At 47.6% G+C, this 13,984-nt stretch carries 9 protein-coding genes and 1 tRNA gene; 4 read left to right on the top strand and 6 right to left on the bottom strand.

The features are described from left to right. Positions 1-299: 299 nt before the first annotated feature. Positions 300-968 (bottom strand): c-type cytochrome, encoded by a 669-nt coding sequence (locus R0I52_RS08515; protein ID WP_317053981.1) that lies wholly within the window; start codon positions 966-968, stop codon positions 300-302. A 301-nt stretch (positions 969-1,269) separates the two neighbouring features. On the opposite strand from R0I52_RS08515, the gene R0I52_RS08510 reads away from it, so the two are divergent. Continuing rightward, positions 1,270-1,346, top strand: a tRNA-Arg gene (locus R0I52_RS08510). A gap of 264 nt (positions 1,347-1,610) precedes the next feature. On the opposite strand, the gene R0I52_RS08505 is transcribed toward R0I52_RS08510, so the two are convergent. Continuing rightward, positions 1,611-1,973: a hypothetical protein gene (locus R0I52_RS08505; protein WP_317053980.1), complete on the bottom strand. Its 363-nt coding sequence runs from the start codon at positions 1,971-1,973 to the stop codon at positions 1,611-1,613. A gap of 35 nt (positions 1,974-2,008) precedes the next feature. Here R0I52_RS08505 and R0I52_RS08500 point away from each other — a divergent pair, with 35 nt between their 5' ends. Further along, positions 2,009-2,845: an NAD-dependent deacylase gene (locus R0I52_RS08500; protein ID WP_317053979.1), complete on the top strand. Its 837-nt coding sequence runs from the start codon at positions 2,009-2,011 to the stop codon at positions 2,843-2,845. Positions 2,846-2,965: 120 nt separating this feature from the next. On the opposite strand, the gene R0I52_RS08495 is transcribed toward R0I52_RS08500, so the two are convergent. The 4 genes from R0I52_RS08495 to R0I52_RS08480 form a co-directional block, all read right to left on the bottom strand. Then, positions 2,966-3,964 carry an adenosine deaminase gene (locus R0I52_RS08495; RefSeq protein WP_317053978.1) on the bottom strand — a complete coding sequence of 333 codons (999 nt, stop codon included), beginning with the start codon at positions 3,962-3,964 and terminating at the stop codon, positions 2,966-2,968. Positions 3,965-4,178: 214 nt separating this feature from the next. Next, a complete protein-coding gene (locus tag R0I52_RS08490; protein ID WP_075102557.1) occupies positions 4,179-4,703 on the bottom strand; it encodes a TPM domain-containing protein in 525 nt (174 codons plus the stop codon). 56 nt (positions 4,704-4,759) lie between these two features. After that, a complete protein-coding gene (locus R0I52_RS08485; RefSeq protein ID WP_317053977.1) occupies positions 4,760-5,911 on the bottom strand; it encodes a TPM domain-containing protein in 1,152 nt (383 codons plus the stop codon). 169 nt (positions 5,912-6,080) lie between these two features. Further along, positions 6,081-6,713 carry a LemA family protein gene (locus tag R0I52_RS08480; protein ID WP_317053976.1) on the bottom strand — a complete coding sequence of 211 codons (633 nt, stop codon included), beginning with the start codon at positions 6,711-6,713 and terminating at the stop codon, positions 6,081-6,083. Positions 6,714-7,803: 1,090 nt separating this feature from the next. On the opposite strand from R0I52_RS08480, the gene R0I52_RS08475 reads away from it, so the two are divergent. Then, positions 7,804-9,363, top strand: coding sequence for an alanine/glycine:cation symporter family protein (locus R0I52_RS08475; RefSeq protein ID WP_317053975.1), 1,560 nt, complete (start codon positions 7,804-7,806; stop codon positions 9,361-9,363). 635 nt (positions 9,364-9,998) lie between these two features. Further along, positions 9,999-13,811, top strand: a complete 3,813-nt coding sequence (gene metH, locus R0I52_RS08470; RefSeq protein WP_317053974.1) for a methionine synthase — start codon at positions 9,999-10,001, stop codon at positions 13,809-13,811. Positions 13,812-13,984: the final 173 nt, after the last annotated feature.

Here is a 13,984-nt window from a genome sequence, read left to right as displayed (position 1 = left end):
ATTATCGATGTAAAAGCGTTTGAGAAGAGAAAAACAGCTAAATGAGACGATGTAATCTCATAAAATGAGGCTACTAAGGTCGGATTTCAACGGTGCCTTACCAGAACCATTCGTTTGATAATACTCATCATAAAAAAACGCCTACCTCATAAAATGAAATAGGCGATTTATAGGCTACATATAGCTTACGGATACATATGGTTTGCGGCAAGTCGCTCACGACAAGCCAATAGACCGTGACAGGTTACGGATGCCTATTTAATCTACATCAGACACCCCAAGTCGATAAAAGCAACTACTTAGCTTGCTTGATCAACCATATAATCGACAGCGTTTTGGACTTCTTCATCAGGGATATCAGCACCACCTTTGGCAGGCATGGCGTTAAAGCCATTGATGGCATGGGTATATAGGGTGTCTTTACCTTTTGAGATACGTGGACCCCATGCGCCAGCATCGCCTAACACAGGTGAGCCAAGTAGGCCTGCACCGTGACAAGTCTGACATACCGCATTATACACAGCTTTGCCGTCGCGAGGACCATCGCCAGCGGCTGGGCCAGCGGCGCGCGCGGTCACGTCACACACTTCGTCGTCTTCGAAGCAGACTTTGGCAACTGGCTGAATACGAGCAATCAAGTTTGGATATAGCGCGATCAGCTTTTGCACTTGCGGCGTATCTTGTGGAATCTCTTCTTCGGCGGTAGGTGCGGCAGCGGCAGTTTCTACTGCGTCATCTGCTTGGCCATCTTCTGAGGCCGCAGCGTCAGTCGCAGCGTCGCCATCAGTGGTATCTGCAGCAGCTTGTGGGTCATCGCCCAATTGCTCAGGTGCGTTTTCTACCACTTCCTGCGCTTCTGCTACATCAGAGACAGTCACAGGCGTGTCGACAACACTTTCAGCTTGGCTCACCGCGATACTAGCGATTCCTAGAATGGCAGCTGCCGATAACATAACTACTTTTCTCATTCGTCACGTTCTCTTATTACGTATACAAAGGCTGGCACGGCTTGGACATTCTGTCTGTCCTCCTTTGACGACCTCTCGTCATCAATAGCAAACAGCCATCCCGCGTGCCAGCACACTTGCAATCGGTGATTATAAATATGAATTCTCCCTGACATTATAAGGGAAAAGGCGGGTAGATTGCCATGCTTGTTTAATGACTATCCTGTTTTTTCTTAAAAAACCTCAATCTCTGCCTTCGTTTATTGGCTTTCTGACTTTTATTTGTTAGACTAAGCGGTCTTGATTTTTAAGTCTGTTTTATGCGCTCGTAGCTCAGTTGGATAGAGTATCGGTTTCCGAAGCCGAGGGTCGTGGGTTCGATTCCCGCCGAGCGCACCAATCATCGTATTTCACCCCTCATCAGCATTACCTCATACCTCTAGAGCCCTTTAATATCAGCACTTCAAATCTTTTGATATTATTTATCATGACCTAGTAGCTTCTATCAAGTGTTGTTAAATGTACTCGCAGCCTCTCGCTTGTTATTCGTCACGTGACTATTTAAGTCGCCCTTTTTAAACGGCTAGCTTGTTAAATGACCAGCTCTAAAAAACTTTCTTTTAAAATACCTACTTGCACTTTGTCCACTAATACAAGCGCCGCCTACTCTGCCTCTTGCAAATGAGTAGCGAGCTGGGCGCGGCTGGGCACGCGGTGATAATTGATCACAGGAATATCGCCCAAACGGCGCTGGCCGGCTGCCAGTGTCTTATCAATGGTAATCATCGCCACTTTTTTATTGTGCTTACGAATGAGCAAATGCTTGGCTTTACGCGTGACTTGATAATCAGGAAAAAACTGCTTAAACAGCACTGAGGTTTTTTGTAGCGCGTCATTGGAGGGCAGCTGGTTTGATTGCTTACCACTGCGCCCTGCATCCGTCTTTGTACCACGTGATTTTGCCAATAGCCACAAGGCGACAATCACAGCGAAGAGTATGACAAGCCACCACATTCCGTCTATCATAAGAAAACATATCCATCATTAACAAGGGTTGGCTCATGTTAGCAGAATTAACACCCGCACTCATAGCAGAAGTAGAGCGTGCCGCACAACTGTTGAAATCGAAATCACGAATTTGCATTTTGACTGGGGCTGGTATTTCTGCAGAAAGCGGCATCCCAACATTTCGAGATAAGCAGACAGGGTTATGGGAAAACTACGGCATCGAAGATTTGGCAACCCCTGAAGCCTTTACTCGTGATCCAAAGCTTGTATGGTCTTGGTATCAGTGGCGCAGGCAGTTGGTGGCTGATAAAGCACCAAACCCTGCTCATTATGCATTGGCTCAGTGGCAATATCATGCGCAAACCTCCGATCAAACAGTGACACTCATCACCCAGAATGTCGATGACTTGCACGAACAAGCGGGTAGCCCGGTGACTCACCTACATGGGCATCTGTGGCGCAACCGCTGTGGTCAATGTAATGCGCCCTATCAGGAGCAATCAAGCGCCGCATCCGACCATCAAGACACGATGCAAGACACAATGAGCGTTAATACGCGTCTTGATATGAGCTTTGACGATACCTTGCTCACCTGTCCGCATTGCGATGGTTATATCAGACCAGATATCGTTTGGTTTGGCGAAGCCCTGCCTGTACAGGCGTGGCAGACTGCAGAGGAAGCCGCGGCCCATTGCGAGGTGTTTATCAGCATCGGGACCTCAAGCCTCGTCTATCCTGCTGCGGGATTGGCGCAGTTAGCCAAACAAAACGGCGCGCAAGTTATGGAGATAAATCCCAATCCCACACCAAACACCATCGTCGATATCACATTTGCAGAAAAAGCAGGCGTGATACTGCCGCCGCTGATAGAAGCGATTACTGATTTATAAGTGCGGCCAGTGATATCGTTGAGTCCAAATAACTCAGATACGTCGCTATCAAGTCGCGCAATAAAAAGGGGGAGCGCGTTATATAAAGCGCTCCCCCTTTTTTGACATCGTGAGCCGTGCTTATTGCAGCGCAAGATCCACTCGTGCCAAATACGCTCGTTTTAGATCATCATCTATGAATGACGCTCTAAAGGAGTTTTTTATCAAAGTGACGATATCGTCTTCTGTCAGCGGCAAGTTTTCTACCAGATTGATAAAGTTTTGATTGATATAGCCTTTAAAATACGCAGGGTCGTCAGAGTTAACGCTGACATTTAGCCCATAGTCTAACAGCGTTTTTATATTATGATTTTGATAGCTCTCAAACACCTTAAGCTCGATATTTGAATTCGGGCAAACGGTCAGCGGTATTTGCTCCTCTTTTAGGCGCTGCATCAGTGCCGCGCTATGTATCGCCTGCACGCCGTGATCGATCCTGTCACTGCGCAAAACATCTAACGCCTCATAAATATAAGAAAAATCCGCCTCTTCGCCAGCATGGGCGACCACTTTAAAGCCAGCGGCTTTGGCCTGTCTAAATACTTCTGTAAACTTAGACGGCGGGTTGCCCAGCTCGGATGAGTCAAGGCCCACTCCGACGATATCATCTTTGAATGCCATGGCCGCCTCTAAAGTTTCAAATGCTGCATCTTGCGACAAATGCCGTAAAAAACACATGATGATACAAGAGCTGATACCGTACTCAGCCTTGGCATCTGCCAGCGCTGATTTGATACCATTAATAACGGTTGCAAACTCAACACCTCTTTCGGTATGGGTCTGCGGGTCAAAAAATATCTCGGTATGAATGACGTTGTCTTCGACGCACTTTAGGATATAGGCCCACGTCAAATCATAAAAATCCTGCTGGGTGATAAGGACGTTGGCACCAGCATAATAGATATCTAAAAAGGTCTGTAGGTTAGTAAAGTTATAGGCGCGGCGGACGTCGTCTATGTCTTTATAAGGTATTTGGATGTCGTTTTTTTGCGCCAATCGAAACATCAGCTCAGGCTCGAGCGAGCCTTCGATGTGCAAATGTAGCTCAGCTTTTGGCAGTTTTTTTATTAATTCAATCATAATATCTCAGTAAGGGCGGTTTGTCTTAGGACAGACGATATTATATTTGAATTGACGCAAAAACCCTACAGGTGAATAAGTGAGCAGCACAGCGCTTTAAGAATTTAACAAAAGCCTGCTAAGTAAAAGCTCCTAAGTGAAAACATTTAGTAAAAATGCTTAGGGCGTGTTGATCAGGCTTTCTTTAAACACTAGCAAGTAAAGACTAGCAAGCTTACTTCAAATACACCACTGTATCAGACAGCTCGTTGCCTGCAGGGTCATGCTCGAGATGATAATACTGCCGCAGCACCTGCCCCACTTCATCTAATAGCTCAAGCAAGCTTTCTTCTGTTTTTTGGTTGGCAATACCAGCGACAGCTTTGTCACACATGGCGCGCCACACTGTCGGGCTGACATGGGCACTGATGCCGCGATCTGCCACAATCTCTAAACTGTGCTCACAGATATTGACATAGACCAGCACGCCTGTGTTTTCTTCGGTATCCCAAACGCGGTACTCACTAAACAAATCAATGGCGCGCTCACGGCAGCCCATATGATAAGCCTGCTGAATAGGAAGGTGATTTTCGATAATCAAAAACACCTCGCCGCGATGACCACGCTCCGCGCTGGTTACTTTTGCTGTCAAGCGCGCTTTGGCAGCCGCTGTCAGCCATTTGCTGTGCATCAAAGGCACAAACAAGACTTGGCGCCACCAGCGGGCAAAGCTGGGATGTGCAGTATTGTTTTCTGCCATTATATTACTTCCTCAAATACGTCGTTGCTCACGATTGTTTTTTTCATTGTATCAGGCTACCAAGAGCCACCGGCACCGCCGCCGCCAAAGCCACCACCGCCGCCACCAAAACCACCACCACCGAAGCTGCCGCCACTACCGCCGCCCATGCCCGGTAAGAAAATCATGCCACCACCGCCGCCGCGGCCACCACTGCCGCCGCCTGAGCCACGTGAGATAAGGAACATCCACAAAAATATCGCCATAATGACGGTCATAAAAAACCCACCACCCAGCGCCAGTGAGCCTGCAAAAAAGCCGCCAGCTGTCAGGATAGAGCCAAACACACGGCCAAATATGTTGGTGATAAAACCACCGAAAATCATCGCTATGATAAACAAAAAGATCGGCGATGGTACCTCGTCACCTCCCTGCTGCGCACTACGCTCTGCTGCTTGGGCATCGGCACGCGCCAGCACCTCAGGATCAGCGCTCAGGCGTGTCTTTAGCGCGTCTACCCCTGCCAATATACCAGCGCCATAATTGTTTTGTTTAAACAAAGGGGTGATGTCTTCTCGAATGATGCGATTGACCGCAGCATCAGGCAACACACCCTCAAGCCCATAACCGGTCAAAACATACATATTACGGTCATTGACCGCGACCACCATCAGCAGACCATCATCGATATCTTGATCGCCCAGCTGCCATTTTTCTGCCACTTGCAAGGCATAGTCAAATATCGGCAGCCCGTTGGTCGTCGGTACAATCACAACCGCCGCCTGCGCCAGACCTTGCTGATAGATACTCTTAAGCTGCGCCTCTAAGCGCTGTTTTTCTTGCGGATTTAAGATATTGGCTTGATCCACCACAGGCGAATTTAGGATCAGTTTGTCAGCATCGACGCTTTTGGCGCTTGATTGTATTGGCGCAGCAGTCGTTTGCGCTGCATTAGAATTAATGGCGTCATTGCCATCTTTACTGTCATTGCTAAGAATGGTTTCGTTGATCGCCTCATTCCCCAATACTGCCTCATTAATGGCTTCATTGGATTCGCCTGCTTTGGCAATTGCGACCAATTCTTCGACACTGCGGCTCTGCACGTTTGAGCCATTATCTACAGCGATCGCACTATCAGTAGCGTCATTGGGCGCGGCGTGCAGCATCGGTGCACCGCCCAGACTCAGTGTAAATAGTAATACTGATAAGATTGCTTTTGAATGATTCATCTAATCTATACCACCTTAAGTGACCGCTGTACTTGTTGTAAAATTATAAAATACTAAAAATTAGGCTCATAAAAGTCTGGATCATAAACACCAGTGCCACAACCCCTAAAGCAAATAAAGCGGCCAACACCGCTTTATTTTATGGCGACTTATTATGGCGACTTAGGAGCTACTCAGCGCTCGTGTTTGCCGAGCCACCAAAATCGACGCTTGGCGCAGTCGAAATGGCCTCTTCGTTATTCACGCTAAAGTTTGGCTTAGTATCCATTCCAAACACTTTGGCAGTGATATTGGTCGGGAACTGACGCACGGTGGTGTTATAGCCCTGCACTTCTTGGATATAACGGTTGCGCGCGACGGCGATACGGTTTTCTGTGCCTTCTAGCTGCGCTTGTAAATCTTGAAACAACGCATCTGATTTGAGCTCAGGATAGCGCTCAGACACTGCCATCAAACGCGACAGCGCCCCTGTCATCTGCTCTTGGGCGGCGGCATAACGTTCCATCGCTTCTGGGTCGTTGAGCACCTCTGGCGTGACGGTAATGCTGCCGGCACGCGCACGCGCTTCGGCCACTTGAGTAAACACCTCTTGCTCTTGCTCCGCATACTGCTGTACTACTTTGACTAAGTTTGGCACCAAATCTGCGCGGCGCTGATACTGGTTGACTACCTCTGACCACGATGCGGTCACCTGCTCATCTTGCGCTTGCAAATTATTATAGCCGCAGCCGCTGAGCCCGGCACTAGACGTCGCTAGTACCGCTGCTATCAGCATGGGTTTTACCATAGATTTACGTGTCATCACTTCTCTCCTAATAATAAATAACAAAATAATAAGAAATATATCGCAACTTATGTATGCTCTTTTTGTCAATCGTGCTGATATGCGCCGACCTTGTTTGTCATTAGCCTCTGCCCACACCCTAAATTGGTTTATCACTTATATAGGTAAGCTTTATGATTTAATAGACGGACTCCATAGTCAAAACTCAAAATCAAAAACCCAAACAGTCACGAGCGCAAGCCGCTTATTTATCTTTCTCTTTTTTCACTTTTTGCAGGACCTGTTTACGTCTATTTCGCGTCTATTTTTATTATTATAGCTTATACAATATGGTAGTAATAATGGCGCTATCGTACTGCTTTTACAATTCATCGTTACCAAAACACAACCGCGATGTTGCCGGTAAGCAGACGCCTGTATCGTTTTTTAACAAAAAGCTGCTGCCAGGACAGGCATAAACATAGGTCTGTTTCCTTGCCACCCTTGAGAAAACAGCCTTCTTAAATATGAATATATACGCTTATATATAAAGAAAATTCTAGTAATTAATAGAAAAATATGGCAAATTGCAGTTACGTAGCCGTACGGTTTGAATACATTTGGTAGTGGACTTATGGTTTGATTAGTATTAGCAGTCCATCGATAGCTTGATGAAAACATTGACAAACTGCGCCACACTCACTAAACAGATTCGTTTGTTATTGGTCCAACACCCTGTCATCGCACCGTGCTGCTCATAGCAAGCCCTGCTATCAGTTTGATGGCTATTTAAATTATATAACCGCCTGTTTTGTTTGTGGGTCTACTTATAACATATCTGAGCCCTTGGTCATTTATACCGTACCTCATGCTCAGACAGCAATAAATCGTAGCCGTGACTGATATAGTACAGATAAGCGGCGAGCAGTAGAGTGATTTGCTGATCAGCCCTACGGACAAATACAGACAACTACAGTCCATTCTTAGTGGTGACACAACGTATGAGACTACGCTAGCACAGGTAAGTCGATGCTGATAATTTAACTGCTTAACTTGAATAAGTAAGTTAACCAGTTAGTTTACGCCTAGCATACAGCGCCACTTTGAGACAGTACTAGGAATACATAATATGGAAGGTTTAGTCAATTTAGCAAATGGAATTATTTGGAGCCCAGCGCTGGTCTATTTATGCTTGGGCGCAGGTCTATTTTATTCCATTATGACGCGCTTTGTGCAAGTTCGTCTATTTGGGGAGATGCTCCGACTGTTGTTTAAAGGCAAGCCAGACAATGATGGTATCTCATCATTTCAGGCGCTTGCCGTCTCGCTCGCAGGCCGCGTTGGTATGGGTAACATCGCTGGGGTGGCAGCAGCGATCGGCTTTGGTGGTCCAGGTGCGGTATTTTGGATGTGGATCGTGGCGTTCTTGGGCGCATCTACCGCGTATGTCGAATCGACTTTGGGTCAAATCTATAAAGAGCGCGACGTCGTTACGGGCGAATATCGCGGTGGCCCTGCATATTACTTTGAGCGTGCCCTTGGCCAAAAGTGGTATGGTATCTTATTCGCCATAGCCTCTATTGTCGCTTGTGGTGTGTTCTTACCTGGCGTACAGGCAAACGGCGTCATCAACGCTGTCGCGCAGGTCGCAGGTGAAGGCTCGGCGATAACCCTAGCCGGCATAGAGACGGGTACCACGCGTCTGATAGCCCTTACTATCATTTTGGTGGTTTTAGGCTTTATTATCTTTGGTGGTATCAAGCGTATCGCAACCTTTACTGAGTATGCGGTACCATTTATGGCGCTAGGCTACATTATCCTTGCCTTACTTATCATGTTTACCAATTTCAGCATGATCCCGCAAGTATTTGGCGCAATCATTGGTGATGCCTTTACTGCTCAAGCAGGCTTTGGTGCTGCCATTGGTTGGGGCGTAAAACGTGGTATTTACTCAAACGAAGCAGGTCAAGGCACGGGTCCTCACGCCGCCTCTGCCGCTGCGGTCGATCACCCAGCTCAGCAAGGTTTGGTACAAGCATTTTCAGTCTATGTAGATACCTTGCTTGTTTGTTCTGCTACTGCTTTTATGATCTTATCAACTGGCATGTACAACATTCAAGGCGAGCTGGCTGAAGGACAGTTTATCGTCCAAAACGTCGCCGCTGATGTTGAGATCAACTCTCCATCATTCACCCAAATGGCGATGGAGTCTGTGTACGGCAACTTTGGTGACACCTTTATTGCTGTCGCGGTATTCTTCTTTGCCTTCACCACTATTTTGGCATACTACTATATCGCGGAAGTCAATATCTCATTCCTGACCCGCTCAATGGGTAAAGGCGCGAGTAAGACAGGTCAGTTTATTGTGAAGCTCGTTATCATGTTTATGGTAGCTTACGGCGCGCTTAACAGCTCAGGCTACATCTGGGGCCTCGGCGACGTTGGTGTTGGTCTCATGGCATGGCTTAACATCGTTGGTATCATCGTCATCTTCTTTGTGGCACGTCCTGCTATCGATATTTTGCGAGACTATGAAGCCCAGCTCAAAGCAGGCGGCGGTACTACTTCTAACAGGTTCACCTTTGATCCTAAGAAGTTTGGTATCAAAAACGCCACCTATTGGGAAGAGCGTCATATAAAGGAGCAACAAAGAGTGAATGCGAACCCTTTACATAAAGAGCCTAAATAATCGCTCGATGGTATTGAGTCTTAACAATATAAAAACCCGAGACCAGTGTCTCGGGTTTTTTTAACCGTTGTTTTTCTTCATTATTTTTAACACTTACCCATAAAAAACACCGCAGCACTAGGATATGTCTTCATTAATCAAAGCTGGATAATAGGATTGGTCAGGATGCGAGAGTCTAGATCAATACATGATCCACCACATCTATCATCCCCTTGCTCGCCGCATCTTTAGTTTTAGTGATGTTGGTGGTACGACGCATTTTATCCACCAGCTGCCCTTTATATATGTTAGTAAAGTCAAAGCTTTATGTAATCTTTAGGCGAAATGATATTCATTTGTACCCGTTTATCAAATGGTCTAAACTGCTATCAGCTAAAAAACCACAGCTCAGCTGACAAGCTTTTATAAAAGCATGATTTTTGTGCCACGCGTGATAACCCATGCAAGAACGCTTCATTATCATATGACACAAAGGAATATCGGCTTGCCCGTGTGTGATAGATTTTTCATGCTAAAATAATGCGTATTTGCCTATTCTATTTTGTGGTAATAACCGGTATTTATATACGCGTTATGTACTGACACCTTTTTGCCCTCCCCTTTCTTGAAATATTGACGAAATAAGCAGCGCTCCTATGACTCAACAGCCGACGATTCAACAGCCAACCTCTCAGGCTTCTTCGCAAACCGATCAATCAGTACCGTCAGCGGACGGCTTTGTACTAACACCACCTGCCGTCTTTCCTTATAAAAAGCAGCAGCTCAGCGCTCGCGTGCGTATCACTGAGCAAATGAAGTCACGTATCTTAGTGCTTGATGGGGCGATGGGAACACAGATTCAGACATATAAGCTCGAGGAAGCCGACTATCGCGGTGAGCGCTTCGCTGATATCGAGCAAGACGTGCGCGGCAATAATGATCTGCTGGTGCTCACACAGCCGCAGATGATACGCGACATTCATCACGATCATCTCGCAGCAGGCGCTGATATCATCGAGACCAATAGTTTTAATGGTACGCGGCTATCGATGTCTGACTACGATATGGAATATCTGGTGCCAGAGCTGAACAAGACCGCAGCGCAGATAGCACGTAAGGCAGCTGACGAATTTACCACAAAAACCCCTGAGAAGCCGCGCTTTGTCGCTGGGGTCATTGGCCCCACCTCACGCACCTGTTCGATCTCTCCCGATGTCAACGACCCTGCCTTTCGCAATATCACCTTTGATGAGTTAGTGCTCAATTACCGCGAGGCGACACTGGCGCTGATCGAAGGCGGCGTCGATATCCTGTTGATTGAGACCATCTTTGATACTCTAAACGCTAAAGCGGCGATATTTGCCATCACCGGCGTATTTGATGATATTGGTTTTGAGCTGCCGATTATGATATCAGGTACCATCACCGATGCCTCAGGCCGTACCCTATCTGGTCAGACGGCGGAAGCGTTTTATAACTCAATCCGTCACGCCAAGCCGTTGTCAGTTGGCTTTAACTGTGCGCTCGGTGCTGATGCGCTGCGCCCGCATATTCAGACGCTCTCAAACATCGCTGACACTTATGTCTCAGCCCACCCTAATGCTGGCTTGCCCAATGAGTTTGGTGAGTATGATGAGACCGCCGAGCAAACGGCTGCCCTGCTTGAAGGCTTTGCCAAAGCGGGCATCCTAAACATCGTCGGTGGCTGCTGTGGTACTACTCCTGAGCATATCCGCCATATTGCGGATATGGTGGCAAACTATCCGCCGCGCGTGATACCAGAGATTGCCCCTGCCTGCCGTCTGTCTGGGCTTGAGCCATTTAACATCACCGCCGATAGTCTGTTTGTCAACGTCGGTGAGCGTACCAATGTCACAGGCTCGAAGAAGTTTTTGCGACTAATCAAAACCGAAGCCTATACCGAAGCGTTAGATGTGGCGCGCGATCAGGTCGAAGGCGGCGCGCAAATCGTCGATATCAACATGGACGAGGGCATGCTCGACTCCAAACAAGCGATGATTCATTTTGTCAATTTGGTCTCAGGCGAGCCAGATATCAGCCGTGTACCGCTGATGATGGATTCCTCTAAGTGGGAGATCATCGAAGAAGGGCTTAAACGTATTCAAGGTAAGTCTGTCGTCAACTCCATCTCGTTAAAAGAAGGCTACGATGAGTTTGTCAAGCATGCCAAGCTCTGTATGCGCTACGGGGCTGCGGTCATCGTCATGGCTTTCGATGAAGATGGGCAAGCGGATACTTATGAGCGCAAAATCGAGATCTGCCAGCGCAGCTATGACGTGTTGGTCAATGAAGTTGGCTTCCCATCTGAAGACATCATCTTTGACCCCAATATCTTTGCGGTCGCCACTGGTATCACCGAGCACAACAATTACGGCGCTGACTTTATTAACGCCACTAAATGGATCACTGAAAATCTACCCAATGCCATGGTCTCAGGCGGCGTGTCCAACGTTTCGTTTAGCTTCCGTGGTAACCCGATTCGTGAAGCGATTAACTCGGTATTTCTCTATCATGCGATCAAAAATGGTCTGACCATGGGTATCGTCAACCCATCAATGCTTGAGGTTTATGACGATATTCCTGTCGAGGCGCGCGAGGCGATTGAGGATGTGATGCTCAATCGCAATCAAGGCGAGAGTGGACAAGATGCCACCGAACGTCTGATGACCATCGCTGAGAGCTATCAAGATGGCGGTAAGAAAAAGGACAGTACCATCGATATGAGCTGGCGTGAAGGTACGGTAGAAGAGCGCATTGCCCATGCACTGGTCAAAGGCATCACCACCTTTATCGAAGCCGATACTAAAGAAGCATGGGAGAAATACCCCAAACCACTCGACGTCATCGAAGGGCCTTTGATGGATGGCATGAACATCGTCGGTGACTTATTTGGCTCGGGTAAAATGTTTTTGCCGCAAGTGGTCAAGTCGGCGCGCGTCATGAAACAATCGGTCGCTTGGCTCAACCCTTATATCGAAGCAGAAAAAGTCGAGGGCGAAGTCAAAGGTAAGATCTTGATGGCAACGGTCAAGGGTGACGTCCATGACATCGGCAAAAACATCGTCGGTGTGGTGCTCGGCTGTAACGGCTATGATATCGTCGATCTGGGCGTGATGGTGCCGTGCGAGACCATTCTCGATACCGCCATCAAAGAAAAAGTCGATATCATCGGCCTATCAGGACTCATTACCCCGAGCCTCGATGAGATGGTCTATGTCGCCAAGCAAATGCAAGAGCGCGGCATGACTCTGCCACTGATGATCGGCGGTGCAACGACCTCCAAGGCGCACACCGCGGTAAAAGTCGAACCGCAATACCAAAACGATGCGGTCATCTACGTCTCGGACGCCTCACGCTCGGTCGGCGTGGTGACCAAGCTGCTGTCGAAAGAGCACCGTCAAGGCCTCATCGATGAAACCCGCGAAGAATATATCAAGGTGCGCGAGCGTCTGGCCAAGCGCCAGCCTAAAGCGGCCAAGATATCATACGCTGACGCCATCAAGCGTGGTTTTGACTATGACTGGGATAACTATGTGCCACCTAAGTCTAATAAACTTGGCCAAGTGATACTTGACGACTATCCGATCCCAACCCTGCTGCCTTATGTCGACTGGACGCCATTCTTTATCTCGTGGGGATTGACGGGTAAGTATCCAAAAATCTTGCAGGATGAGGTCGTTGGAGAAGCCGCGCGTGACTTGTTTAATAATGCGCAAAATCTGCTACAAAAAATGATCGATGAAAAGTTAGTCGTCGCTAAAGGGGTATTTAAAATCATGCCCGCGCGGCGCACAGGTAACGATACCCTCACCGTTTATGATAAAGCGCCTACCAATGGCGGGCAGCCAACCCATACCTTTGAGCATCTGCGCCAACAAAGCGACAAAGCCAGCGGCAAGCCAAACTTTAGCTTGGCCGACTTTATCTCACCATCAGAGCAGCACACTGACTATCTAGGCGGCTTTACCGTCTCCATCGTCGGTACTGAAGATCTCGCTGAGAAGTATAAAGCGGCAGGTGATGATTATAATGCCATCATGGTACAAGCACTGTCTGATCGTCTAGCCGAAGCCTTTGCCGAGCATTTGCATGAGCGCATCCGTAAAGACTATTGGGGCTATCAGGCTGATGAAGAGCTTACCAACGATGAGCTGATCAAAGAAAAGTACGTCGGCATCCGCCCCGCGCCTGGCTACCCTGCCTGCCCTGAGCATACGGAAAAAGGCAAACTATTTGATTGGCTGGGTACAGTGGACGCTATCGGCACAACACTAACTGAAAGCTTTGCCATGTGGCCGGCATCTTCGGTCAGCGGCTTTTATTACTCGCATCCTGATAGCAACTACTTTAACGTCGGTAAAATAGACCGTGATCAGTTAGAGGATTATGCCACCCGTAAAGAGTGGGATATAAATACTGCGGAGAAGTGGTTAAATCCGAATTTGTAGGTTATTGATATTTAGCGAGATGTTTTTAGCCAACGGCGTACTAACCAAGAGTTAGTACGCCGTTTTTTCATTACTATTTTTATTGTCATAATTCTCGCCGTATCTCATTTAACACTATCTAACAATAGCACTGTCACTTTTTGTTTTCTAGGCATCATCCAAAAGGCTCTCTT

Origin of the sequence: Psychrobacter sp. CAM01 (assembly GCF_032842965.1) — a bacterium.
In the GTDB taxonomy this organism is placed as follows: Bacteria; Pseudomonadota; Gammaproteobacteria; order Pseudomonadales; family Moraxellaceae; genus Psychrobacter; species Psychrobacter celer.
The sequence above is the reverse complement of the archived record's forward strand: the minus strand, read 5'-3'. Positions and strand labels throughout refer to the sequence as shown.